This is a genomic window from Pseudomonas sp. GD04091, from assembly GCF_029836165.1.
Classification (GTDB): Bacteria; Pseudomonadota; Gammaproteobacteria; order Pseudomonadales; family Pseudomonadaceae; genus Aquipseudomonas.
Genome location: NZ_JAOEBG010000001.1, coordinates 549,951 through 574,422, shown reverse-complemented (window position 1 = coordinate 574,422; position 24,472 = coordinate 549,951). Strand labels below are relative to the sequence as shown.

General features: G+C 63.5%; 20 protein-coding genes. 17 read left to right on the top strand and 3 right to left on the bottom strand.

All coding sequences use genetic code 11. The features are described 5' to 3' along the window. Nucleotides 1-4: 4 nt before the first annotated feature. From dapC to map, 3 genes are read right to left on the bottom strand one after another with little or no spacing between them, the layout of a single operon-like run. Complete coding sequence (gene dapC / locus N7422_RS02805) at nt 5-1,201, bottom strand: succinyldiaminopimelate transaminase (RefSeq protein ID WP_279805050.1); 1,197 nt, start codon at nt 1,199-1,201, stop codon at nt 5-7. Between the two features lie 21 nt (nt 1,202-1,222). After that, nucleotides 1,223-3,925 (bottom strand): [protein-PII] uridylyltransferase, encoded by a 2,703-nt coding sequence (locus N7422_RS02800; RefSeq protein ID WP_279805049.1) that lies wholly within the window; start codon nt 3,923-3,925, stop codon nt 1,223-1,225. A gap of 24 nt (nt 3,926-3,949) precedes the next feature. Beyond that, nucleotides 3,950-4,732, bottom strand: a complete 783-nt coding sequence (gene map, locus N7422_RS02795; RefSeq protein ID WP_279805047.1) for a type I methionyl aminopeptidase — start codon at nt 4,730-4,732, stop codon at nt 3,950-3,952. Nucleotides 4,733-5,078: 346 nt separating this feature from the next. Here map and rpsB point away from each other — a divergent pair, with 346 nt between their 5' ends. The 17 genes from rpsB (at nt 5,079) to N7422_RS02710 (ending at nt 24,379) form a co-directional block, all read left to right on the top strand. Continuing rightward, entirely contained in the window at nt 5,079-5,816 is a 738-nt protein-coding gene (gene rpsB / locus N7422_RS02790) for a 30S ribosomal protein S2 (RefSeq protein WP_028690678.1), read from the top strand. Nucleotides 5,817-6,004: 188 nt separating this feature from the next. Continuing rightward, nucleotides 6,005-6,868: a translation elongation factor Ts gene (gene tsf, locus N7422_RS02785; RefSeq protein ID WP_279805046.1), complete on the top strand. Its 864-nt coding sequence runs from the start codon at nt 6,005-6,007 to the stop codon at nt 6,866-6,868. 181 nt (nt 6,869-7,049) lie between these two features. Continuing rightward, on the top strand, nt 7,050-7,793 hold the full coding sequence (gene pyrH / locus N7422_RS02780) for a UMP kinase (protein ID WP_166883533.1): 744 nt from the start codon (nt 7,050-7,052) through the stop codon (nt 7,791-7,793). Beyond that, entirely contained in the window at nt 7,790-8,347 is a 558-nt protein-coding gene (gene frr / locus N7422_RS02775) for a ribosome recycling factor (protein ID WP_279805044.1), read from the top strand. The genes pyrH and frr overlap by 4 nt, the downstream gene beginning before the upstream one ends. A gap of 18 nt (nt 8,348-8,365) precedes the next feature. Next, the gene (uppS, locus tag N7422_RS02770; protein ID WP_279805043.1) at nt 8,366-9,121 is read left to right on the top strand and encodes a polyprenyl diphosphate synthase; all 756 of its coding nucleotides are present in this window, start codon (nt 8,366-8,368) and stop codon (nt 9,119-9,121) included. Continuing rightward, complete coding sequence (locus N7422_RS02765) at nt 9,121-9,936, top strand: phosphatidate cytidylyltransferase (protein WP_279805042.1); 816 nt, start codon at nt 9,121-9,123, stop codon at nt 9,934-9,936. The genes uppS and N7422_RS02765 overlap by 1 nt, the downstream gene beginning before the upstream one ends. Continuing rightward, nucleotides 9,933-11,123 (top strand): 1-deoxy-D-xylulose-5-phosphate reductoisomerase, encoded by a 1,191-nt coding sequence (gene ispC, locus N7422_RS02760; RefSeq protein WP_279805041.1) that lies wholly within the window; start codon nt 9,933-9,935, stop codon nt 11,121-11,123. The genes N7422_RS02765 and ispC overlap by 4 nt, the downstream gene beginning before the upstream one ends. A 42-nt stretch (nt 11,124-11,165) precedes the next feature. After that, a complete protein-coding gene (rseP, locus tag N7422_RS02755; protein ID WP_279805040.1) occupies nt 11,166-12,518 on the top strand; it encodes a sigma E protease regulator RseP in 1,353 nt (450 codons plus the stop codon). Between the two features lie 75 nt (nt 12,519-12,593). Next, entirely contained in the window at nt 12,594-14,942 is a 2,349-nt protein-coding gene (gene bamA / locus N7422_RS02750; protein WP_279805039.1) for an outer membrane protein assembly factor BamA, read from the top strand. 44 nt (nt 14,943-14,986) lie between these two features. Next, nucleotides 14,987-15,490, top strand: coding sequence for an OmpH family outer membrane protein (locus N7422_RS02745; RefSeq protein WP_279805038.1), 504 nt, complete (start codon nt 14,987-14,989; stop codon nt 15,488-15,490). Between the two features lies 1 nt (nt 15,491). Further along, nucleotides 15,492-16,547 carry a UDP-3-O-(3-hydroxymyristoyl)glucosamine N-acyltransferase gene (lpxD, locus tag N7422_RS02740; RefSeq protein ID WP_279805037.1) on the top strand — a complete coding sequence of 352 codons (1,056 nt, stop codon included), beginning with the start codon at nt 15,492-15,494 and terminating at the stop codon, nt 16,545-16,547. Between the two features lie 114 nt (nt 16,548-16,661). After that, nucleotides 16,662-17,102 carry a 3-hydroxyacyl-ACP dehydratase FabZ gene (fabZ, locus tag N7422_RS02735; RefSeq protein WP_003252314.1) on the top strand — a complete coding sequence of 147 codons (441 nt, stop codon included), beginning with the start codon at nt 16,662-16,664 and terminating at the stop codon, nt 17,100-17,102. Next, a complete protein-coding gene (lpxA, locus tag N7422_RS02730; RefSeq protein WP_279805034.1) occupies nt 17,099-17,875 on the top strand; it encodes an acyl-ACP--UDP-N-acetylglucosamine O-acyltransferase in 777 nt (258 codons plus the stop codon). The genes fabZ and lpxA overlap by 4 nt, the downstream gene beginning before the upstream one ends. 1 nt (nt 17,876) lies before the next feature. After that, the gene (gene lpxB, locus N7422_RS02725) at nt 17,877-19,004 is read left to right on the top strand and encodes a lipid-A-disaccharide synthase (protein ID WP_279805033.1); all 1,128 of its coding nucleotides are present in this window, start codon (nt 17,877-17,879) and stop codon (nt 19,002-19,004) included. 1 nt (nt 19,005) lies between these two features. Beyond that, nucleotides 19,006-19,629 (top strand): ribonuclease HII, encoded by a 624-nt coding sequence (gene rnhB, locus N7422_RS02720; protein WP_279805032.1) that lies wholly within the window; start codon nt 19,006-19,008, stop codon nt 19,627-19,629. A 172-nt stretch (nt 19,630-19,801) separates the two neighbouring features. Further along, nucleotides 19,802-23,326 (top strand): DNA polymerase III subunit alpha, encoded by a 3,525-nt coding sequence (gene dnaE / locus N7422_RS02715; protein ID WP_279805031.1) that lies wholly within the window; start codon nt 19,802-19,804, stop codon nt 23,324-23,326. Nucleotides 23,327-23,431: 105 nt separating this feature from the next. Beyond that, nucleotides 23,432-24,379 carry an acetyl-CoA carboxylase carboxyltransferase subunit alpha gene (locus tag N7422_RS02710; protein WP_279805030.1) on the top strand — a complete coding sequence of 316 codons (948 nt, stop codon included), beginning with the start codon at nt 23,432-23,434 and terminating at the stop codon, nt 24,377-24,379. Nucleotides 24,380-24,472: the final 93 nt, after the last annotated feature.

The following is a 24,472-nucleotide window of genomic DNA, read 5'->3' as shown; positions in this document are numbered from 1 at the left end:
TCGATCAGCGGTTCTGTACGAACGCGCGAATCCGTTCGGCGGCCTCGATACATTCGGCAAGCGGCGCGACCAGCGCCATGCGCACGCGCCCGGCCCCCGGGTTCACCCCATCCACTTCCCGCGACAGGTACGACCCCGGGACCACGGTCACATGCTCGGCTTCGAACAGGTCACGGGTGAAGTCGGCGTCGCTGCCGGGCACCTTGGCCCACAGGTAGAAGCTGCCGTCCGGGCGTTGCACGTCCAGCACTGGTTGCAGGATGTCGAGCACGGCATCGTACTTGGCGCGGTACTGGTCGCGGTTTTCACGCACGTGGGCCTCGTCCTGCCAGGCGGCGATGCTGGCCAGCTGGGTCTGTACCGGCATGGCGCAGCCATGGTAGGTGCGGTACAGCAGGAACGGCTTGATGATATCGGCATCGCCGGCCACGAAGCCCGAGCGCAGCCCCGGCAGGTTGGAGCGCTTGGACAGGCTGTGGAACACCACGCAGCGCTTGAAGTCGCTGCGGCCCAGCGCGGCGCAGGCGCTCAGCAGGCCCGGTGGCGGGGCGTCCTCGTCGAAATACAGCTCGCTGTAGCATTCGTCGGCGGCGATCACGAAGTCGTGCTCGTCGGCCAGGGCGATCAGTTTCTTCAGGGTGTCCAGCGGCACCAGGGCGCCGGTGGGGTTGCCCGGGGAGCACAGGAACAGGATCTGGCAGCGCTTCCAGACCTCGGCGGGGACGGCATCGAAGTCCGGATTGAAACCATTGTCTTCCAGGCACGGCAGGTAGTGCGGGGTCGCTCCGGCCAGCAGGGCCGCGCCTTCGTAGATCTGGTAGAACGGATTGGGGCTGACCACCAGGCCGTCGTCGGCACGGTTGACCACCGCCTGGGTGAAGGCGAACAGCGCTTCACGGGTGCCATTGACCGGCAGGATGTGGCGGTCGGCGTCGAGCCAGCCGGCTGGTACGTTGAAACGGCGCTCGCACCACTGGCCGATGGCCTGGCGCAGGGCTGGCAGGCCGAGGGTGCTGGGGTAGACCGCCAGCTTGTCGAGATTGTCGGCCATGGCCTTGGCGACGAACGCGGGTGATTCATGCTTCGGCTCACCGATCGACAGGGCGATGGCGCGTTTGTCCGCCGCAGGTTTCACGCTGCCCAGCAGGGCGCGCAGTTTCTCGAACGGGTAGGGCTGAAGCTGGGTCAAGGCGTGGTTCATCGGCGCAAGGTCTCGTTATCGTCAAAAGGTCATGCGGGTAGGGCTGGCATCGCTGGCCTGGCCGGCCTGCAGCTGCTGGACGATGGCTTCCTGCAGGCGGCTGCACAGCTGTGGGTCGGACAGCGGCTGGTTGTCGGCGTCGGTAATGAAGAACACGTCTTCCACGCGCTCGCCGAGGGTGGCGATCTTGGCGTTCTGCAGCGAGATGTCGAACTCCAGGAAGATCCGCCCGATGCGTGCCAGCAGGCCGGGGCGGTCCGGGGCGGTGATTTCGAGGATGGTCACCGGGCGCTGGGCATCGTTGAGGATGGTCACCTGGGGCGGGAAGTTGAAGTGCTTGAGCTGGCGCGGCACCCGACGCTGGATGATGGTCGGGTAGTCCTCGGGGTTGCGCAGCGCCTCGGTGAGGCCATCGCGGATCTGCCTGACCCGCTGCGGGTTGTCACCGATTGAGCCGCCGTCATTGTCGAGCACGATGTAGGTGTCGAGGGTGAACTGGCTGCTGGAGGTGATGATCCGGGCGTCGTGGATGTTCAGGTTCAGCTGGGCCATGGCCGCCACGGTCACGGCGAAGAAGTCGTGCTGGTCGGGGGCGTAGATGAAGATCTGCGTGCCGCCCTCGAACTCACGTTGGGTCGTCTCCTTGATCAGCACCAGGGGGCCGCCGTCGGCCGGCTGCTGGAGGATGGCATCGCTGTGCCAGGCCACGTCGGCGGCGGTGTGCTTGAGGAAGTAGTCGTCGCCCAGTTGCGACCACAGCTGCTCCACGTCATCCGGGTCGGTGCCTTCGCGCACCAGGATGTCCAGCGCCGCGGTCTGTGTCTGGCGGATCTGTTCCTCGCGGTCCAGCGGGTTCTCGAGGCCCCGGCGCAGGGCGCGCTTGGTCTCGGTGTAGAGCTGGCGCAGCAGGCTTGCCCGCCAGGAGTTCCACAGGCTGGGGTTGGTGGCGTTGATGTCGGCCACGGTCAACACGTAGAGGTAGTCCAGGCGCGTTTCGTCGCCCACGTGCAGGGCGAAGTCGTTGATCACCTGTGGATCGGAGAGGTCCTTGCGCTGGGCGGTGGTGGACATCACCAGATGGTTTTGCACCAGCCAGACGATCAGGCGGCTGTCCCAGGCGGGCAACTGGTGGCGCTCGCAGAAGGCCTGGGCATCCACCGCGCCCAGCTCGGAGTGGTCGCCCTGGCGCCCCTTGCCGATATCGTGGTACAGGCCGGCCAGGTAGATCAGTTCGGGCTTGGGCAGGCGGCCCATGAGCTTGCTGGCCAGCGGGAATTTTTCCGAGACCGGCGTGTACTGCAGCTTGCGCAGGTGCTTGATCAGGTTGAGGGTGTGCGCGTCGACCGTGTAGATGTGGAACAGGTCATGCTGCATCTGCCCGACGATCAGGCCGAACTCCGGCAGGTAGCGGCCGAGGATGCCATAGCGGTTCATCCGCCGCAGATTGCGGTGAATGCCGATCTCGCACTTGAACAGTTCGATGAACAGGCTGGTGTTGCGGATGTCGTTGCGGAACTTGTCGTCGATCAGGTGCCGATGTTCGCGCAGCAGGCGCACGGTATCGGCGCGCACGCCCTTGATCTCGGGGTGCTGGGCCATCAGCACGAAGATCTCCAGCATGGCGAACGGGGTGCGCTTGAAGACGTTCGGGTTGACCGCCTCTATATAGCCATCGTGCAGGCGGAAGCGGGCATTGAGCGGTTGCGTGGTGCCGCTGTCGTCATCGGCGAGGATGACTTCCTCGAAATGCTGGATGATCAGGTCGCACAGTTGGCTGATGCTCATCACCATCCGGTAGTACTGCTGCATGAACTGTTCGATGGCGCGCTTGGGGTTTTCGTCGGTGTAGCCAAGCAGCGCGGCGATGCTGCGTTGGTGGTCGAACAGCAGGCGGTCCTCGGCGCGCCCGGCAAGCATGTGCAGGGCGTAGCGCACGCGCCAGAGGAAGGCCTGGGACGAGGCCAGCAGCTCGTTCTCGCTTTCCAGCAGGAAGTCTTCGCCGGCCAGGGCGTGCAGGTTCAGGGTGCCGTACTGACGCCGCGCCACCCAGAGCACCGTCTGGATGTCGCGCAGGCCGCCTGGCCCGCCCTTGACGTTGGGCTCGAGGTTGTACTCGGTGTCGTTGTACTTGTGATGACGAGCCTTGAGTTCGGCGCGCTTGGCCAGGAAGAACTCGGCGGCAGGCCACATGTGCGCGGTGCTGGTGGCTTCGAGCATGCGCTGGCGCAGGTGCTCGGGGCCGGCAATGGTGCGGCTTTCCATCAGGTTGGTGATGACCGTGAGGTCGGCCCGGGCCTGTTCGGCGCATTCGTCGACGGTGCGCACGCTCTGGCCGACCTCCAGGCCGATGTCCCACAGCAGCGTCAGGAAGCGCTCGATGGCGTCGCGGTACTGCTCGTGCTCGGCGGCATCGAGCAGGATCAGCAGGTCGATGTCGGACCAGGGATGCAACTCGCCGCGGCCATAGCCGCCGACCGCGACCAGGGCGATGCCGTCCGGCGCGACCCAGTCGAACTGGTTCCAGGCCTGCTGCAGGATGTTGTCGACGAACCAGGCACGGTCTTCGATCAGCCGGCGAATTTCACGGCCTTCGCGGAAACGCTTGTCGAGTACCTCGCCAGCCATGCGAATGGCCTTCTTGAAAGCGGCGATGGGGCTTGCCTTGAGGGCCAGTTCCGCCTGGAACTGGCCGCGGTCGAACAGTTCGGGATCCACCTGGGGCATCGAGTCGCGTTCCTGTAGTCAGTATCAGGCCGAGGTGCGCGCGATGGTGTCGTCTTTGCGCAGGGTGAAGATCTCGTAGCCAGTGGCGGTCACCACCAGGGTGTGTTCCCACTGGGCCGAGAGCTTGCGGTCCTTGGTGATGGCGGTCCAGCCGTCGCCGAGCACCTTGGTGTCGGCCTTGCCCTGGTTGATCATCGGTTCGATGGTGAAGGTCATGCCTTCCTTGAGCTCCATGCCGGTGCCGGCCTTGCCGTAGTGGAGGATCTGCGGCTCTTCATGGAATACCTTGCCGATGCCGTGTCCGCAGAACTCGCGGACCACCGAGAAACCGTTCTTTTCGGCGTGCTTCTGGATCACCTCGCCGATATCGCCCAGGCGGCAGCCCGGCTTGACCAGTTCGATGGCCTTGTACATGCATTCCTGGGTGACCTTGGACAGGCGCGAGGCCCACTCGGGCACTTCGCCGACGTGGAACATGCGGCTGGTGTCGCCGTGGTAGCCGTCCTTGATCACGGTGATGTCGATGTTGAGGGTGTCACCCTTCTTCAGCGGCTTGTCGTTGGGGATGCCGTGGCAGACCACGTGGTTGATCGAGGTGCAGATCGACTTCGGGTAGCCCTTGTAGTTGAGCGGGGCCGGGATGGCCTGCTGGACGTTGACGATATAGTCGTGGCAGATGCGGTCGAGCTCTTCGGTGGTGACGCCGGGCTTGACGTGCTCTTCGATCATTTCCAGCACTTCGGCGGCCAGGCGGCCGGCGATGCGCATCTTCTCGATGTCTTCTGCGGTCTTGATGGTGACGGTCATACAGGCTCTCTACGGCGCCGCGTGCGGCGCGAACGAACGGGAAAGGCCGGATTCTACCAGAGCGCGGCGGCGATCTGTCCGGATAAACCGGGGCATCCGGTTGGCTATTGAGGGCATTCTGGCCGCAAAGCCCGGGTGCTGCAAAAGCCACTGACGGACGATGCATCATTCGGGTTTCGCTCGTTCGTGGTCTGTGGTATAAAGTGCGCCGCTTTCGGAGGAGGTCCTTCGCAAGCTCAAACCCACACACGTGTCGACACGATGGCCTGGGTGCCCCGATTCTTCGGAAACGTGGGTTGGTCATTGGGATGCGTGGAGGCCCAACCCGACTTATCAAGGAACTATCATGTCCCAAGTCAACATGCGCGATATGCTGAAGGCCGGTGTGCACTTCGGCCACCAGACCCGTTACTGGAACCCGAAAATGGGCAAGTACATTTTCGGCGCGCGTAACAAGATCCACATCATCAACCTGGAAAAAACCCTGCCAATGTTCAACGAAGCTCTGTCCTTCGTAGAGCGCCTGGCCCAGGGCAAGAACAAGATCATGTTCGTCGGCACCAAGCGTTCCGCCGGCAAGATCGTCGCCGAGCAAGCTGCTCGTTGCGGTTCGCCATACGTTGACCACCGCTGGTTGGGCGGCATGCTGACCAACTACAAGACCATCCGCGCTTCGATCAAGCGTCTGCGCGACCTGGAAACCCAGGCCGAAGACGGCACTTTCGCCAAGCTGACCAAGAAAGAAGCCCTGATGCGTTCGCGCGACCTGGAAAAGCTGGATCGCAGCCTGGGTGGTATCAAGGACATGGGCGGCCTGCCTGATGCCCTGTTCGTGATCGACGTCGACCACGAGCGCATTGCCATCACCGAAGCCAACAAGCTGGGCATCCCGGTCATCGGCGTTGTCGATACCAACAGCAGCCCGGAAGGTGTTGACTACATCATCCCAGGTAACGATGACGCCATCCGCGCTATCGAGCTGTACATGACTTCGATGGCTGACGCCGTCATCCGCGGCCGCAACAATGTTGCCGGCGGCACCGAAGTCTACGCTGAAGAAGCGGCTGCACCTGCTGCTGAGTAATTGACGCTTAGCGTCTGACTCGGCACGCAAAAAGGGGGCTTGGCCCCCTTTTTGCCACCTTGAAATCCTGCTGTCAGCGATGGCCCCGCATCATGGGCTGGCTGAGGTAAAAAACAGCGGATTTGCAGAATTTAACGCCCGTGAAGAGCGGGTGGAATGGTTGAAAAACTTTCCAAGAGGATTTTGAAATGGCAGCAATTACTGCAGCGCTGGTCAAAGAACTGCGCGAGCGTACCGGCGAAGGCATGATGGATTGCAAGAAGGCCTTGGAAAAGGCCGGCGGCGACATCGAGAAAGCCATTGACGACATGCGTGCCTCGGGCGCCATCAAGGCCGCCAAGAAGGCTGGCAACGTTGCCGCCGAAGGCGCCATCGCTGTCAAGACCGACGGTAAATCCGCCGTCCTGCTGGAAGTGAACTCGCAGACCGACTTCCTGGCCCTGCAAGACGACTTCAAGAACTTCGTTGCCGAAAGCATCGAAGAAGCCTTCGCCCAGAAGCTGACCGACGCCGCTCCGCTGATCGCTTCGCGTGAAGCCGCTCGTGAAGCCCTGGTCGCCAAGTGCGGCGAAAACGTCAACATCCGTCGCCTGGTGCGCGTTGAAGGTGACGTGGTCGGCGCCTACCTGCACGGCAACAAGATCGGTGCTGTCGTTGTCCTGAAAGGCGGCGACGTCGAGCTGGCCAAGAACATCGCCATGCACGTTGCAGCTTCGAACCCGGAGTTCCTGGATGCATCGGAAATCTCCGCCGAGGCCATCGAGCGCGAGAAGAACGTCTTCCTGCAGCTGAACGCCGACAAGATCGCCGGCAAGCCGGAGAACATCGTTGAGAACATGATCAACGGTCGTATCACCAAGTTCAAAGCCGAAGCCTCGCTGAAAGAGCAAGCCTTCGTCATGAACCCGGAAGTCAAGGTTGGCGAGCTGGCCAAGAAAGCTGGCGCCGAAATCGTTTCCTTCACCTACTTCAAGGTCGGCGAAGGCATCGAGAAGCCGGTTGACGACTTCGCTGCCGAAGTTGCCGCCCAGGTAGCTGCCGCCAAGCAGTAAGACGGACTCGTCTGTCGCCCCAAAGAGGCTGCCCGCTTACGCGCGCAGCCTCTTTGTCAAAACGGAGCAGGGTTTATAAGGCCTTTCTTCGCTGGCACTGAAGCAGTGCCACGCTACAGTTAGCAGGCTGCAAACAGCCCGCACGGAATTTTCTAAAAGTACGCCGCAGGAGAGACTCGCAATGGCTCAGCAGGTGAGTGGTCGCCAACCTCGCTATAAACGCATTTTGCTCAAACTTAGCGGCGAGGCCCTGATGGGCTCGGAAGACTTCGGGATCGACCCGAAGGTGCTGGATCGCATGGCCCTGGAAGTCGGCCAGCTGGTAGGTATCGGTGTCCAGGTCGGCCTGGTGATCGGTGGTGGCAACCTGTTCCGCGGCGCCGCGCTCAGCGCAGCCGGCATGGATCGCGTCACCGGTGACCACATGGGCATGCTGGCCACCGTGATGAACGGCCTGGCCATGCGCGACGCGCTGGAGCGCTCGAACATCCCGGCGCTGGTCATGTCGGCCATTTCCATGGTCGGTGTCACCGATCATTACGATCGTCGCAAAGCAATTCGTCACCTCAACTCCGGTGATGTGGTAATTTTCTCCGCCGGTACCGGCAACCCGTTCTTCACCACCGACTCCGCAGCCTGCCTGCGTGCCATCGAAATCGATGCCGACGTCGTGCTGAAGGCGACCAAGGTCGATGGTGTGTACACTGCCGATCCATTCAAGGATCCGCACGCCGAGAAGTTCGATCACCTCACCTACGACGAGGTGCTGGATCGCAAGCTCGGCGTCATGGACCTGACCGCAATCTGCCTGTGCCGCGACCACAAGATGCCATTGCGGGTATTCAACATGAACAAGCCTGGCGCCCTGCTGAACATCGTGGTGGGTGGTGCTGAAGGTACTTTGATCGAGGAAGGCGAAGCATGATCAACGACATCAAGAAAGGCGCCCAGGAGCGCATGACCAAGTCCCTCGAGGCCCTGGGTCGCAACCTGGCGGCGATCCGCACCGGTCGCGCTCACCCGAGCATCCTGGACGGCGTCAAGGTCCCGGCCTGGGGTAGCGACATGCCGCTGAACCAGGTGGCCGCGATCACCGTCGAGGACGCCCGTACCCTGAAGATCGTCGCCCACGACAAGAACCTCAGTGCTGCCATCGAGAAGGCCATCCTGACCTCCGACCTGGGCCTGAATCCGTCCAGCGCCGGTACTACCATTCGTGTGCCGATGCCGGCCCTGACCGAGGAAACCCGCAAGGGTTACACCAAGCAAGCCAGTGCTGTGGCTGAGGACGCCAAGGTCGCCGTGCGCAACGTGCGCCGCGATGCCCTGGCCGACCTCAAGAAGCTGACCAAGGACAAGGAAATCAGCGAGGACGAAGAGCGTCGCGCCGCCGACGAGATCCAGAAGCTGACCGACAAGTTCGTCGCCGAAGTCGACGCAGCCTTCAAAGCCAAGGAAAAGGACCTGATGGCCGTTTGAGGCCAGGGTTTCTCTTTAATGGAAAAGACCAAGTCAGCGGCACCGTCCTCGGTGCCGCGTCACGTCGCGATCATCATGGATGGCAACAATCGCTGGGCGAAGAAGCGTCTTCTGCCCGGCGTCGCCGGACACAAGGCTGGTGTGGATGCCGTTCGGGCGGTGATCGAAGTCTGCGCCGAGGCGAAGGTCGAGGTGCTCACGCTCTTCGCCTTCTCCAGCGAGAACTGGCAGCGTCCGGCCGAAGAGGTCGGGGCGTTGATGGAGCTGTTCTTCTCGGCGCTGCGTCGTGAGGCCAAGCGCCTGAACGACAATGACATCAGCCTGCGGATCATCGGTGACCGTTCGCGTTTCCACCCTGAGCTGCAGGCGGCGATGCGCGAGGCCGAGGCCATCACGGCCGGCAACAACCGCTTCATCCTGCAGATCGCCGCCAATTATGGCGGCCAGTGGGATATCGCCCAGGCCGCGCAGCGTCTGGCCAGGGAAGTCCAGGCCGGCCACCTGCGTCCGGAGGACATTACCCCGGAGCTCCTGCAGACCTGTCTGGCCACAGGAGACCTGCCGCTGCCCGACCTGTGCATCCGCACCGGCGGCGAGCACCGCATCAGCAATTTCCTGTTGTGGCAGCTGGCCTACGCCGAGCTGTACTTCTCCGACCTGTACTGGCCGGACTTCAAACACGAGGCCATGCGTAACGCGCTGGCCGATTTCGCTTCGCGCCAGCGCCGCTTCGGTAAGACCAGCGAGCAGGTCGAAGCTGGAGCCCGCGCTTAATGCTTAAACAACGCATCATTACCGCGCTGATCCTGTTGCCGATCGCGCTGGGCGGCTTCTTCCTGCTCAACGGTGGGGATTTCGCCCTGTTCATCGGTTTCGTGGTCACGCTCGGGGCCTGGGAGTGGGCGCGTCTGGCCGGCCTGGTGGCGCAGCCGCTGCGCATCGCCTATGCCGCCGTGGTCGCCGGGGCGCTGATGCTGCTCTACTTGATGCCGGACCTCGCCCCCTGGGTGCTGGGGGCCTCGGTGATCTGGTGGGCGCTGGCCACCTGGCTGGTGCTGACCTACCCGCGCAGCAACGAACTGTGGAGCAGTGCCGCCTGTCGTTTGCTGATCGGCCTGCTGGTGCTGTTGCCTGCCTGGCAGGGGTTGGTGCTGCTCAAGCACTGGCCGCTGGGTAACTGGCTGATCCTGGCGGTCATGGTGCTGGTCTGGGCGGCCGACATCGGCGCCTACTTCTCCGGGCGTGCTTTCGGCAAGCGCAAGCTGGCGCCGCAGGTCAGTCCGGGCAAGAGCTGGGAGGGGGTCTATGGCGGCCTGGTGGTCAGCCTGCTGATCACCTTGGGTGTGGGCCTGACCCGCGACTGGAGCTTCGGCCAGATATTGCTGGGCTTGCTCGGTGCGGTCGTGGTGGTCATGTCGTCGGTGGTCGGTGACCTGACCGAAAGCATGTTCAAGCGCCGCGAAGGCATCAAGGACAGCAGCAACCTGCTGCCGGGCCATGGTGGCGTGCTCGATCGCATCGACAGCCTGACCGCGGCGATTCCGATGTTCGCCGTGCTGCTGTGGGCGGCCGAATGGGGTGTGATGTGAATCGTGTACAACGTATCGCCGTGCTGGGGGCTACCGGTTCCATCGGCCTGAGCACGCTGGATGTCATCGCGCGCCATCCTGACCGCTACCAGGTGTTCGCCCTGAGCGGATACTCGCGCCTGGACGAGTTGCTGGCCCTGTGCGAGCGCCACCGTCCGGCCTACGCCGTGGTGCCAGGCGCCGACGCCGCCGCACAGCTGCGTCAGGGGCTGGCCGCGGCCGGTTGCGCCACCGAGGTGCTTGAGGGCGAGGGTGGCTTGTGCCAGGTCGCGTCCGCCAGCGAGGTGGACACGGTGATGGCCGCCATCGTCGGCGCCGCCGGCCTGCGCCCGACCCTGGCCGCGGTCGAGGCGGGCAAGAAGGTCCTGCTGGCCAACAAGGAAGCCCTGGTGATGTCCGGCGCGCTGTTCATGGATGCGGTGCGGCGCAGCGGCGCGGTGCTGCTGCCGATCGACAGCGAGCACAATGCGATCTTCCAGTGCCTTCCCGGTGACTATGCGCGGGGGCTGGCGCCGGTGGGCGTGCGCCGTATCCTGCTGACTGCCTCGGGTGGCCCGTTCCGCGAGACGCCGGCCGCCGCGCTGATGGATGTCACGCCTGAGCAGGCCTGCGCGCACCCCAACTGGTCCATGGGGCGCAAGATCTCGGTCGACTCGGCCAGCATGCTGAACAAGGGGCTGGAACTGATCGAGGCCTGCTGGTTGTTCGATGCACGGCCTGCGCAGGTGGAAGTGGTGGTGCATCCGCAGAGTGTCATTCACTCGCTGGTGGACTATGTGGACGGTTCGGTGCTCGCCCAGTTGGGCAACCCGGACATGCGTACGCCGATAGCCAATGCCCTGGCCTGGCCCGAGCGTATCGATTCGGGCGTCGCGCCTCTGGACTTGTTCGCCATCGCTCGTCTGGATTTCCAGTCCCCCGACGAACAGCGCTTCCCCTGCCTGCGCCTGGCGCGTCAGGCTGCCGAGGCGGGCAACAGTGCCCCGGCGGTGCTCAACGCCGCCAATGAAGTGGCCGTCGATGCCTTCCTGCAGCGGCGTATTCGTTTCCCGGAGATCGCGGGTATGATCGAGCAGGTGCTCGACCAGGAACCCGTGGTCCCACTGCCGACGCTCGATGCGGTATTCGCCGCCGATCAGCGTGCCCGGGAGCTGTCCCGGGAATGGCTGCGGCGCCACGGTCGCTGACCCTGGCGACCGACTCCGCCGAATGTCACCCGGAGATTGGACATGACTGCGCTTTACATGATTGTCGGCACACTGATAGCGCTTGGTGTGCTGGTCACGTTCCACGAGTTCGGTCACTTCTGGGTGGCCCGGCGTTGCGGCGTCAAGGTGCTGCGTTTCTCGGTCGGTTTCGGCACGCCGCTGGTGCGCTGGCATGATCGCCAGGGTACCGAGTTCGTGATTGCCGCGATTCCCTTGGGCGGCTACGTCAAGATGCTCGACGAGCGCGAGAGTGAAGTGCCGCCGGCGCTGGTCGAACAGTCGTTCAACCGCAAGAGCGTGCGCCAGCGCATCGCCATCGTCGCGGCAGGTCCTATCGCCAACTTCCTGTTGGCCATCCTGTTCTTCTGGGTGGTCGCCATGCTCGGTTCGCAGCAGGTGCGACCGGTCATCGGCGCGGTCGAATCCGGTAGCTTGGCGGCGACCGCTGGTCTGAGCGTCGGCCAGGAGATCGTTTCCATAGACGGCAAACCGACCAATGGCTGGTCGGCGGTCAACCTGCAGCTGGTGCGTCGCCTCGGCGAGAGCGGCGTGTTGCGGGTGGGCGTGGTCGACGAGGGGGCTACGGCCGAGCGTCAGCTCGAGATTCAGCTCAACCACTGGCTCAAGGGTGCCGACGAACCTGATCCGATCCAGTCCCTCGGCCTGCGCCCTTGGCGCCCGGCAGTGGTTCCGGTGTTGGCCGAGATTGATCCGAAGGGCCCGGCGGCCGCCGCCGGGCTCAAGAGCGGTGACAAGCTGCTGGCGCTCGATGGCGTGGCGCTGGCCGATTGGCAGCAGGTGGTGGACGCGGTGCGCGCCCGTCCGCAAAGCACGGTGGCCTTGCGCATCGAGCGCGATGGCGCGCAGCTCGACGTGCCGGTCACCCTTGCTCGCAAGGGTGAGGGGCAGGCCTCGGGAGGCTATCTGGGCGCAGGCGTCAAGGCTGGCGAGTGGCCGGCGCAGATGCTTCGCGAAGTCAGCTACGGACCGCTGGAAGCGGTGGGCGAGGGCCTCTCGCGCACCTGGAACATGAGCGTCCTGACCCTTGAATCGCTGAAGAAAATGCTGTTCGGGGAGCTCTCGGTAAAAAACTTGAGCGGACCGATAACCATTGCTAAAGTGGCGGGCGCTTCAGCCCAGTCGGGCGTCGGGGATTTCCTGAATTTCCTGGCCTATCTGAGCATAAGCCTGGGGGTTCTGAATCTGCTGCCCATCCCGGTACTGGATGGGGGGCATTTGCTGTTCTACCTGATCGAGTGGGCGCGCGGTCGCCCGCTCTCGGATCGGGTGCAAGGTTGGGGGGTCCAGATCGGTATCAGTTTGGTCATCGGGGTGATGTTGCTCGCCCTGATCAACGATCTGGGTCGACTATAAAAGCTTCGCTCAATCGCGAAACCTGCCGCCTCGTGGCGGCGGGTTGTTTATTGCCAGTTGGAATAAAAGGACTTCATGAAACGTCTGCTGCTAACTGCGGTGCTCTCCGCACTGATGATCGCTGAAGTTCACGCCGAGTCCTTCACTATCTCCGATATTCGTGTCAACGGCCTCCAGCGGGTGTCCGCCGGTAGCGTGTTCGGCGCCTTGCCGCTGAACGTCGGCGACCAGGTCGACGACCGCCGCCTGGTCGAGTCGACCCGCTCGCTGTTCAAGACCGGCTTCTTCCAGGACATCCAGCTGAACCGCGACGGCAATGTCCTGATCATCAACGTGGTCGAGCGCCCGTCGGTCTCCAGCATCGAGATCGAGGGCAACAAGGCGATCAGCACCGAAGACCTGATGAAGGGCCTGAAGCAATCGGGCCTGGCCGAAGGCGAGATTTTCCAGCGTGCGACGCTGGAAGGCGTGCGTAACGAACTGCAACGCCAGTACGTGGCCCAAGGCCGCTACTCGGCCGAGGTAAACGCCGAAGTCGTGCCGCAGCCACGCAACCGCGTCGGCCTGAAGATCAAGATCAACGAAGGCACCGTCGCCGCGATCCAGCACATCAACGTGGTGGGCAACACGGTCTTCGACGACGAGACCCTGTCGCAGCTGTTCGAGCTGAAGACCACCAACTGGCTGTCGTTCTTCAAGAACGATGACAAGTACGCCCGTGAAAAGCTGTCCGGTGACCTGGAGCGCCTGCGTTCCTACTACCTCGACCGCGGCTACATCAACATGGATATCGCCTCGACCCAGGTATCCATCACGCCAGACAAGAAGCATGTCTACATCACCGTCAACATCAACGAAGGCGAGAAATACACCGTCCGTGACGTGAAGCTCTCCGGCGACCTGAAAGTGCCGGAAGACCAGGTCAAGTCGCTGCTGCTGGTGCAGCCCGGCCAGGTGTTCTCGCGCAAGGTGATGACCACTACCTCCGACCTGATCACTCGTCGCCTGGGTAACGAGGGTTACACCTTCGCCAACGTCAACGGCGTACCGCAGCCGAACGATCAGGATCACACGGTCGACATCATGTTCGTCGTCGATCCGGGCAAGCGCGCCTACGTCAACCGCATCAACTATCGCGGCAACACCAAGACCGAAGACGAAGTGCTGCGTCGCGAGATGCGCCAGATGGAAGGCGGCTGGGCTTCGACCTACCTCATCGACCAGTCCAAGACCCGCCTCGAGCGCCTGGGCTTCTTCAAGGAAGTCAACGTCGAGACCCCGCCGGTGCCGGGCACCGACGACCAGGTCGACGTCAACTACAGCGTCGAAGAGCAAGCGTCCGGCTCGATCACCGCCAGCGTCGGCTTCGCCCAGAGCGCCGGCCTGATCCTGGGCGGCTCGATCAGTCAGAGCAACTTCCTGGGTACCGGTAACAAGGTGTCGATCGGCCTGACCCGTTCCGAGTACCAGACCCGCTACAACTTCGGCTTCGTAGACCCCTACTTCACCGCCGACGGCGTCAGCCTGGGCTACAACGCCTTCTACCGCAGCACCGACTACGATGACCTCGATGTCGACGTGGCCAGCTATGCGGTCGACAGCCTGGGTGCCGGTGTCAGCCTCGGCTATCCGATCAGCGAGACTTCGCGCCTGACCTACGGCCTGACCGTGCAGCAGGACAAGCTCAAGACCGGCCGCTACACCGTCGATGAAATCTTCAAGTTCATCCAGGACGAAGGCGACAACTTCCTGAACTTCAAGGCTTCGATCGGCTGGTCCGAGTCGACCCTGAACAAGGGCGTGCTGGCCACCCGTGGTCACTCCCAGAGCCTGACTCTGGAAACCACCGTACCGGGCAGCGACCTGTCGTTCTACAAGCTCGACTACCGCGGCCAGCTGTTCAAGCCAATCAACAACGACTACACCCTGCGCCTGCACACCGAGCTGGGCTATGGTGATGGCTTCGGCGGTACCTCGGGCCTGCCGTTCTACGAGAACTACTACGCCGGTGGCTTCAACTCGGTGCGTGGCTTCAAGGACAGCAGCCTCGGTCCGCGCAGTACGCCAAGTACCGGCAGGAACCCGGGCACCATTGCCGACCCGGACCAGGATCCGCTGCCGTTCGGTGGTAACGTGCTCGTCCAGGGTGGCGTGGAGCTGCTGTTCCCGCTGCCGTTCGTCAAGGACCAGCGCTCGCTGCGCACCTCCGTGTTCTGGGACGTGGGTAACGTGTTCGACACCAATTGCGGCTCCAAGCCCGATTGCGCGAAAGTCGGTTTCTCGGACATGGCCAGCTCCGTCGGTCTGGGTGTGACCTGGATCACCGCGCTGGGCCCGCTGAGCTTCAGCCTGGCGATGCCGATCAAGAAGCCGGACGACGCCGACACGCAAGTGTTCCAATTCTCTCTGGGCCAGACCTTCTGAGGTCGGCCCTCGCTTAACGACAACGGTTTATCCAGGAGTGCATCGTGCGTAAGTTGACTCAACTGGCCGTAGTGGCCGCGGCGCTGGTCGCCACCCCGGCTTTCGCCGAAATGAAGGTTGCCGTGCTGAACTATCAGATGGCGCTGCTGGAATCCGACGCGGCCAAGAAGTACGCGGTCGACGCCGAGAAGAAATTCGGCCCGCAACTGACCAAGCTCAAGGGCCTGGAAAGCAGCGCCAAGGGTATTCAGGACCGCCTGATCAAGGGTGGCGACAAGATGCCTCAGCCGGAGCGCGAACGCCTCGAGCTCGAGTTCAAGCAGAAGGCCCGCGACTTCCAGTTCCAGTCCAAGGAACTGAACGAGGCCAAGGCCGTTGCCGACCGTGACATGCTCAAGCAGCTCAAGCCCAAGCTCGACGGCGCCGTCGAGGAAGTGATCAAGAAGGGCGGTTACGACCTGGTGCTCGAGCGTGGCGCGGTGATCGATGTCAAGCCGCAGTACGACATCACCCGCCAGGTTATCGAGCGCATGAACCAAGCGCGTTGATATGACCGTGACGATGACGCTCGGCCAGCTGGCCGAGGCCCTCGGGGCCACGCTGAACGGCCCCGAGGCGCTGGAAATCACCGGACTGGCCACCTTGCAGGAGGCCCGGTCCGGGCAATTGAGCTTCCTGGCCAACAAGCAGTACCGCAAATTCCTGGAGGATACCCAGGCCAGCGCGGTGCTGCTCAAGGCCGAGGACGCCGACGGTTTCGCCGGCAACGCGCTGATCGTTGCCGACCCCTACCTGGCGTACGCCCGAATCTCGCACCTGTTCGATCCCAAACCCAAGGCTGTGGCGGGAATTCATCCCAGCGCCGTGGTGGCGGAGGATGCACGGGTTGACGCCAGTGCCAGCATCGGCCCGTTCGCGGTGATCGAGAGCGGCGCGCGCATCGCGGCCAATGTGACCATTGGCGCGCACTGCTTCATCGGCGCACGTTGCGTCGTCGGTGAGGGCGGCTGGCTGGCTCCGCGCGTGACGCTGTATCACGACGTGACCATCGGCAAACGCGTGGTGATCCAGTCAGGGGCGGTGATCGGTGGTGAAGGCTTCGGCTTCGCCAACGAGAAGGGCATCTGGCGCAAGATCGCGCAAATTGGTGGCGTGACCCTCGGCGACGACGTGGAGATCGGCGTGAACACCGCGGTCGATCGTGGCGCGCTGTCGGATACGCTCATCGGCGATGGCGTCAAGCTCGACAACCAGATCCAGATCGCTCACAACGTCCAGGTCGGTGACCACACCGCGATGGCGGCTTGTGTCGGTATTTCCGGCAGCACGAAGATCGGCAAGCACTGCATGATCGCCGGTGGTGTCGGTATGGTCGGCCATATCGACGTCTGCGATAACGTATTCGTCTCCGGCATGACCATGGTCACCCGTTCGATTACCGAACCCGGTGGCTATTCTTCCGGTACGGCCATGCAACCCCTGGCCGAGTGGCGCAAGAGCGCCGCGCGTATCCGCCAGCTGGACGAGATGTCCAAGCGTCTCCAGCAGCTGGAAAAACGAGTCGACACCGTGACCTCAGGTGGCCAGCCGGCATCAGAAGGCTGATACCATTCCCTGAGCAAGCGTGAACCGTCGCTAGCTGGCTCCTCTTTGGATCTGCAAAAGGAGCGTGTGGTCAGCACCTGCGCTCCCTATTCTTATTACAGGCTTCCCCCCGAAATGATGGACATCAACGAGATTCGCGAATACCTGCCTCACCGTTACCCGTTCCTGCTGGTGGACCGGGTCACGGATCTGGACTTCGAGGCCCAAAGCATTCGTGCCTACAAGAATGTCAGCATCAACGAGCCGTTCTTCAATGGCCACTTCCCGGCGCATCCGATCATGCCGGGCGTGCTGATCATCGAGGCGATGGCCCAGGCGGCCGGGATTCTCGGATTCAAGATGCTCGACGCCAAGCCGGCCGACGGCACCCTCTACTACTTCGTCGGTTCCGACAAGCTGCGCTTCCGCCAGCCGGTACTGCCGGGCGACCAGCTGGTGCTGGAAGCCAAGTTCCTCAGCCGCAAGAGCATGATCTGGAAGTTCGAATGCCGCGCCCTGGTCGACGGCAAGCCAGTCTGCTCGGCCGAGATCACCTGTGCGGAACGCTCCCTATGAGTTCGATTGATCCGCGGGCGATCATCGACCCCTCGGCCCGGCTGGCCGAGGGTGTCGAGGTCGGCCCCTGGTCGATCGTAGGCCCCGATGTGGAAATCGGGGAGGGCACCGTCATCGGCCCGCATGTGGTGCTCAAGGGGCCGACCCGTATCGGCAAGCACAACCGCATCTACCAGTTCTCCTCGATCGGCGAGGACACCCCTGACCTGAAGTACAAGGGGGAGCCGACGCGCCTGGTGATTGGTGATCACAATGTGATCCGCGAGGGTGTCACCATCCACCGCGGGACCATCCAGGACCGTTCGGAAACGACCCTGGGCGATCACAACCTGATCATGGCCTATGCCCATATCGGCCATGACAGCGTGATCGGCAATCATTGCATCCTGGTCAACAACACGGCGCTGGCCGGGCATGTGCATGTCGGTGACTGGGCAATCCTGTCCGGTTACACCCTGGTGCACCAGTACTGCCACATCGGCCCCCACGCGTTCTCCGGCATGGGCACCGCGATCGGCAAGGATGTCCCGGCTTACGTCACGGTCTTCGGCAGCCCGGCCGAGGCGCGCAGCATGAACTTCGAAGGCCTGCGCCGCCGTGGTTTCAGCGACGAGGTGCTACACGCCCTGCGCCGTGCCTACAAGATCGTCTACCGTCAGGGCCTGACCGTCGAAGAGGCGATGAAGGGGCTGGATGAGCTGGTCAGCCAGTTCCCGGAAGTCGAAGTATTCCGCCAGTCGATCGCCAATTCCGCCCGCGGCATCACCCGCTGACATGGCCCAGCTCTGTGTTGCGCTGGTCGCGGGCGAGGCCAGTGGCGACATCCTCGGCTCTGGCCTGATGCGCGCTATCAAGGCCCGTCACCCCGACGTCCGTTTCATCGGTGTCGGCGGCCCATTGATGGAAGCCGAAGGCATGACCTCCTACTTCCCGATGGAGCGCCTGGCCGTCATGGGCCTGGTCGAGGTGCTCGGTCGCCTGCGTGAGCTGCTCAAGCGGCGCAAGGACCTGATCCAGACGCTGATCGCCGAAAAGCCCGATGTGTTCATCGGCATCGATGCCCCTGACTTCACCCTCAATATCGAACTCAAACTGCGTCAGGCCGGGATCAAGACCGTGCACTATGTCAGCCCGTCGGTCTGGGCCTGGCGGCAGAAGCGCGTGCTGAAGATCCGCGAAGGTTGCGACCTGATGCTGACCCTGCTGCCGTTCGAGGCGCGCTTCTATGAAGAGCAGGGTGTGCCGGTGCGTTTCGTCGGCCATCCGCTGGCGGACACCATTCCCCTCGAGGCCGACCGTGGCGTTGCGCGCGCCGAGCTGGGGCTGGGCGCCGGCCCTGTGGTTGCGTTGATGCCGGGCAGCCGTGGCGGCGAGGTGGGGCGTCTGGGTGCCCTGTTCCTCGATGCCGCCCAGCGTCTTCGCGAACTGGTGCCCGGCGTACGCTTCGTGCTGCCATGCGCGAATGCCGCCCGGCGTGCCCAGGTCGAGCAGATGCTGGAAGGACGCGAGTTGCCGCTTACCTTGTTGGACGGTCAATCGCACAGGGCGCTGGCCGCCTGTGACGCCGTGCTGATCGCATCCGGCACCGCGACCCTGGAAGCGATGCTGTACAAGCGGCCGATGGTGGTGGCCTATCGCCTGGCGCCGCTGACCTATTGGATCCTCAAGCGCATGGTCAAGAGCCCGTATGTGTCTTTGCCCAACCTGCTGGCCCAGCGCCTGCTGGTGCCGGAGCTGCTGCAGGGCGCCGCTACCAGCGAGGCCCTGGCGCAGACCCTGGCTCCGCTGGTCAAGGATGGTTCGCAGCAGACCGAGAGCTTCGACCAGATTCACCGCACCTTGCGCCGTGATGCCTCCAATCAGGCGGCCGACGCGGTGCTTGCCCTGTTGAAGGACCGCTGACATGCAGATGGGACTGGATTTCAACCTGGTCGAAGAACTGGTGGCCGGCGTTGACGAAGTGGGCCGTGGCCCGTTGTGCGGCGCGGTGGTCACTGCCGCGGTGATCCTCGATCCGAACCGCCCGATTCTTGGGCTGAACGATTCGAAGAAACTCACCGAAGCCAGGCGCGATGCGCTGTTCGACGAGATTCGCGAAAAGGCCCTGAGCTTTTGCATCGCCCGGGCCGAGGTCGAGGAAATCGATCGACTGAATATCCTGCACGCCACCATGCTGGCCATGCAGCGTGCGGTCGAAGGGCTGCACATCACGCCGAAACTGGCGCTGATCGACGGCAACCGCTGTCCGAAGCTGGCCGTGCCGGCGGCCCCCGTGGTCAAGGGCGACTCCCAGGTGCCGGCGATCGCGGCTGCCTCGATCCTGGCCAAAGTCACCCGCGACCGCGAGATGAGCGCCTTCGAGCTGATCTATCCGGGATACGGGATCGGCGGGCACAAGGGGTATCCGACCCCGGTGCACCTCGAGGCCTTGGCCCGTCTTGGGCCGACGCCCATTCATCGGCGTTCGTTCGCCCCGGTGCGAGCCGCATGGGAAGCCCGTGAAGGGGTCTCCAGCTCTTTGATCTAGTACATTGGGGCCGCTTCGCGCCCCTTTCGCCGGCAAGCCGGCTCCCACAGTTGCAGCGCCGGCTAGTCGTAGCGACGAACCGCGGCGAAAGGGCTGCGAAGCGGCCCCATGCATTGAGCCCGTTTACGCTACAATCCCGCCCTTGTCGTTCAGCGCTGCTACAGGATCCTTCATGTCGGTCTCCTTCGTTCACCTTCGCGTGCACTCCGAATTCTCCCTGGTCGACGGCCTGGTACGGATCAAGCCGCTGGCCAAGGCTCTGGCCGGGATGAACATGCCGGCGGTGGCGATCACCGACCAGAGCAACATGTGCTCGCTGGTGAAGTTCTACAAGACTGCCATGGGCGCCGGCATCAAGCCGATCTGCGGCGCCGACCTGTGGCTGGCCGGGGCCGATCCCGAAGCGCCGCTGTCGCGCATCTGCTTCCTGGCCATGAACCCCAAGGGCTACCGCAACCTCACCGAGCTGATCTCGCGAGGCTGGACCGATGGCCAGCGCAACGGCCTGGTGATCATCCAGCGTGACTGGATCGCCCCGGCCAGCGAGGGGTTGATCGCCTTGTCCGCGGCCAGGGAGGGCGATATCGGCATGGCCCTGATGGCCGGCCGCCAGGATGAGGCCGAGGCGCTCCTTGGCGACTGGATGGGCATGTTCCCGGATCGTTTCTACGTCGAGGTGCAGCGCACCAATCGTGCCGGCGACGAAGAGTACGTGCATGCCGCCGTAGCCCTGGCCGACAAGCTCGGCGCACCGCTGGTGGCGACTAATGACGTGCGCTTCATCAAACAGTCGGACTTCGATGCCCACGAGACCCGCGTGTGCATCGGCGAGGGCTGGACCCTCGACGACCCGCGTCGTCCGCGTGGCTACAGCGATCAGCAGTATCTCAAGTCCGCCGAAGAGATGGCCGAGCTGTTCAGCGACCTGCCGGATGCCATCGCCAACACCGTGCAGATCGCCAAGCGCTGCAACATCACCGTGCAGCTGGGCAAGTACTTCCTTCCCGATTTCCCCACGCCCAACGGCATGGGCATCGACGACTACCTGCGCCATGTCTCCCACGAAGGCCTGGAAGAGCGCCTGGCGGTGCTCTGGCCGAAGGAGACCACGCCCAACTACGAAGAGAAGCGCCAGGTTTATCTGGACCGCCTGAAGTTCGAGCTGGACATCATCATCCAGATGGGCTTCCCCGGTTACTTCCTGATCGTTATGGACTTCATCAAGTGGGCCAAGAACAACGACGTTCCGGTCGGCCCTGGCCGGGGCTCGGGTGCCGGCTCGCTGGTGGCCTATGTATTGAAGATCACCGACCTCGACCCGCTGGCTTACGACCTGCTGTTCGAGCGGTTCCTCAACCCTGAACGTATTTCCATGCCCGACTTCGACGTCGACTTCTGCATGGATGGCCGCGACCGGGTGATCGACTACGTGGCCGAGGCCTACGGGCGCAACGCGGTGAGCCAGATCATCACTTTCGGCACCATGGCCGCCAAGGCGGTGGTGCGCGACGTGGCGCGGGTGCAGGGCAAGTCCTACGGCCTGGCCGACCGCCTGTCGAAGATGATCCCGTTCGAAGTGGGCATGACCCTGGAGAAGGCCTACGAGCAGGAAGAGATCCTGCGCGACTTCCTCAAAGGTGACGAGGACGCCCGCGAGATCTGGGACATGGCCCTGAAGCTCGAAGGTGTCACCCGCGGTACCGGCAAGCACGCCGGTGGCGTGGTGATCGCGCCGACCAAGCTCACCGATTTCTCGCCGATCGCCTGTGATGAAGAAGGCGGCGGCCTGGTGACCCAGTTCGACAAGGACGACGTCGAGGCTGCGGGCCTGGTGAAGTTCGACTTCCTCGGCCTGCGTACCCTGACGATCATCAAGTGGGCGATGGAGATCATCAACCGCGAGCAGGCCAAGAAGAACCTGCCCGACGTCAATATCGACTTCATCCCGCTGGACGACCGCAAGACCTACGAGCTGCTGCAGAAGGCCGAGACCACGGCGGTGTTCCAGCTCGAATCGCGCGGCATGAAAGAGCTGATCAAGAAGCTCAAGCCCGACTGCCTGGAAGACCTCATCGCACTGGTGGCGTTGTTCCGCCCCGGGCCGTTGCAGTCGGGCATGGTGGACGACTTCATCAACCGCAAACACGGTCGCGCAGAGCTCGCCTACCCGCACTCCGACTACCAGTACGAAGGCCTGAAGCCGGTACTTGCGCCCACCTACGGCATCATCCTGTACCAGGAGCAGGTGATGCAGATCGCCCAGGTGATGGCCGGCTACACCCTCGGTGGCGCCGACATGCTGCGCCGGGCCATGGGTAAGAAAAAGCCCGAGGAAATGGCCAAGCAGCGCGGTGGCTTCATCGAAGGCTGCGTGGCCAACAACATCGATGCGGACCTCGCCGGTAACATCTTCGATCTGGTAGAGAAGTTCGCTGGCTACGGCTTCAACAAATCCCACTCCGCCGCCTACGGCCTGGTGTCGTACCAGACTGCCTGGCTGAAGACCCACTACCCGGCGCCGTTCATGGCCGCGGTGCTGTCGGCGGATATGCACAACACCGACAAGGTGGTGGTGCTGGTCGAGGAAGTGCGCAGCATGAAGCTGCGCCTCGACGCGCCGGACGTGAACTTCTCCGACTTCAAGTTCACCGTCAACGACGACGGCCGTATCGTCTATGGCCTGGGCGCGATCAAGGGCGTGGGCGAGGGCCCGGTGGAGGCGATCGTCGAGGCCCGCGCCGAAGGCGGTCCGTTCAAGGACCTGTTCGACTTCTGCGAGCGCATCGACCTCAAGCGGGTCAACAAGCGCACCCTGGACGCGCTGATCCGCAGTGGCGCGCTGGACCGCCTGGGCCCGCACTTCCATGACGAGATCAAGGCCTACCAGGCCAACATCGACCTTAACCGTGCGACCTTGCTGTCGGCGCTGGGCGAGGCCGTCAAGGCCGCCGAGCAGGCCGCCCATACCGCTGACAGTGGTCACATCGACCTGTTCGGCGGCATGTTCGATGAGGCGGACGCGGACGTCTACGCCAACCACCGCAAGGTGCGCGATCTGACCCTCAAAGAGCGCCTCAAGGGCGAAAAGGACACCCTCGGCCTGTACCTCACCGGCCATCCGATCGATGAGTACGAGACCGAGATCCGCCGCTTCGCTCGCCAGCGCATCGTCGACCTGAAACCTGCGCGGGACACCCAGACCATCGCCGGGATGATCATTGCCCTGCGGGTGATGAAGAACAAGAAGGGCGACAAGATGGGCTTCGTCACCCTCGATGACCGTTCCGGGCGCATCGAGGCCTCGCTGTTCGCCGATGCCTTCATGGCCGCCCAGGCCCTGCTGCAGACCGACGCCATGGTGGTGGTGGAAGGGGAGGTGAGCAACGACGACTTCTCCGGCGGCCTGCGCCTGCGGGTCAAGACGGTGATGACCATGGAGGATGCCCGGACCAAACTGGCCGAGAGCCTGCGCCTGAAAATCACCCATGACGCGCTCAAGGGCGATCGCCTGAGCTGGCTGGGCGAGCTGATCACCCGCCATCGCGGCGGCTGCCCGATCACCCTGGAGTACACCGGCAGCGACGCCAAGGCCATGCTGCAGTTCGGCGACCAGTGGTGCATCGACCCGGCCGATGGCCTGATTCAGGCCCTGCGTGACCAGTTCGGGCGTGAGAACGTCTTCCTGCAATACCGTTGAAACGACGCATTTTAATCTCGACCTTTATGCGCCTGATCCCTTAAGGTAGGGCGCCAAACGGATCCACCGGCCGGCCGCCTGGCCGTAGACCCAAGACGGAAGCCTATGAACCCGAATTTCCTCGATTTCGAACAGCCGATTGCCGACCTGCAAGCCAAGATCGAAGAGCTGCGCCTGGTGGGCAACGACAACTCGCTGAACATCAGCGATGAAATTGCCCGTCTGCAGGACAAGAGCAGCACCCTGACCGAGAGCATCTTCGGCAACCTGACCAGCTGGCAGATCGCCCGTCTGGCGCGTCATCCGCGCCGCCCGTACACCCTCGACTACATCGATCACATCTTCACCGAGTTCGAGGAGCTGCACGGCGACCGTCATTTCTCCGACGACGCCGCCATCGTCGGCGGTACCGCGCGCCTGAACGACAAGCCGGTGATGGTCATCGGCCACCAGAAGGGCCGTGAAGTGCGCGAAAAAGTGCGCCGCAACTTCGGCATGCCGCGTCCGGAAGGCTACCGCAAGGCCTGCCGTCTGATGGAAATGGCCGAGCGCTTCAAGATGCCGATCCTGACCTTCATCGACACCCCGGGCGCCTACCCGGGCATCGATGCCGAAGAGCGCAACCAGAGCGAGGCCATCGCCTGGAACCTGCGCGTGATGGCGCGCCTGAAGACCCCGATCATCGCCACCGTGATCGGTGAGGGTGGTTCCGGCGGCGCGCTGGCCATCGGCGTGTGCGACCAGCTGAACATGCTGCAGTACTCCACCTACTCGGTGATCTCGCCGGAAGGCTGTGCCTCGATCCTGTGGAAGACCGCCGACCGTGCGGCCGACGCCGCCGAGGCCATGGGCGTGACCGCCGAGCGCCTGAAGAGCCTGAACATCGTCGACAAGGTCATCCAGGAGCCGCTGGGCGGCGCTCACCGTGATCCGGCGAAGATGGCGGCCAATGTTCGCGCCGACCTGATCGAACAGCTGGACATGCTCGGCAAGCTCGACAACGACGCGCTGCTCAAGCGCCGTTACGATCGCCTGATGAGCTACGGCCTCTGATGGATTCCGGGGGCCGCTTCGCGGCCCTTTCGCGGCACAAGGCCGCTCCTGCAGGATCGCGCAGTATTCGAAACTGGCGCCACCCTGTAGGAG

What these genes read in the sequence shown, in the direction of transcription:
- fabZ (WP_003252314.1), top strand. Translation starts at nt 16,662, where the DNA reads ATGATGGACATCAACGAGATTCGCGAATACCTGCCTCACCGTTACCCG.
- dnaE (WP_279805031.1), top strand. Translation starts at nt 19,802, where the DNA reads ATGTCGGTCTCCTTCGTTCACCTTCGCGTGCACTCCGAATTCTCCCTG.
- lpxA (WP_279805034.1), top strand. Translation starts at nt 17,099, where the DNA reads ATGAGTTCGATTGATCCGCGGGCGATCATCGACCCCTCGGCCCGGCTG.
- tsf (WP_279805046.1), top strand. Translation starts at nt 6,005, where the DNA reads ATGGCAGCAATTACTGCAGCGCTGGTCAAAGAACTGCGCGAGCGTACC.
- map (WP_279805047.1), bottom strand. Translation starts at nt 4,732, where the DNA reads ATGACCGTCACCATCAAGACCGCAGAAGACATCGAGAAGATGCGCATC.
- N7422_RS02710 (WP_279805030.1), top strand. Translation starts at nt 23,432, where the DNA reads ATGAACCCGAATTTCCTCGATTTCGAACAGCCGATTGCCGACCTGCAA.
- pyrH (WP_166883533.1), top strand. Translation starts at nt 7,050, where the DNA reads ATGGCTCAGCAGGTGAGTGGTCGCCAACCTCGCTATAAACGCATTTTG.
- uppS (WP_279805043.1), top strand. Translation starts at nt 8,366, where the DNA reads ATGGAAAAGACCAAGTCAGCGGCACCGTCCTCGGTGCCGCGTCACGTC.
- rpsB (WP_028690678.1), top strand. Translation starts at nt 5,079, where the DNA reads ATGTCCCAAGTCAACATGCGCGATATGCTGAAGGCCGGTGTGCACTTC.
- rseP (WP_279805040.1), top strand. Translation starts at nt 11,166, where the DNA reads ATGACTGCGCTTTACATGATTGTCGGCACACTGATAGCGCTTGGTGTG.
- dapC (WP_279805050.1), bottom strand. Translation starts at nt 1,201, where the DNA reads ATGAACCACGCCTTGACCCAGCTTCAGCCCTACCCGTTCGAGAAACTG.
- frr (WP_279805044.1), top strand. Translation starts at nt 7,790, where the DNA reads ATGATCAACGACATCAAGAAAGGCGCCCAGGAGCGCATGACCAAGTCC.
- lpxD (WP_279805037.1), top strand. Translation starts at nt 15,492, where the DNA reads ATGACCGTGACGATGACGCTCGGCCAGCTGGCCGAGGCCCTCGGGGCC.
- rnhB (WP_279805032.1), top strand. Translation starts at nt 19,006, where the DNA reads ATGCAGATGGGACTGGATTTCAACCTGGTCGAAGAACTGGTGGCCGGC.
- bamA (WP_279805039.1), top strand. Translation starts at nt 12,594, where the DNA reads ATGAAACGTCTGCTGCTAACTGCGGTGCTCTCCGCACTGATGATCGCT.
- lpxB (WP_279805033.1), top strand. Translation starts at nt 17,877, where the DNA reads ATGGCCCAGCTCTGTGTTGCGCTGGTCGCGGGCGAGGCCAGTGGCGAC.
- N7422_RS02800 (WP_279805049.1), bottom strand. Translation starts at nt 3,925, where the DNA reads ATGCCCCAGGTGGATCCCGAACTGTTCGACCGCGGCCAGTTCCAGGCG.
- N7422_RS02765 (WP_279805042.1), top strand. Translation starts at nt 9,121, where the DNA reads ATGCTTAAACAACGCATCATTACCGCGCTGATCCTGTTGCCGATCGCG.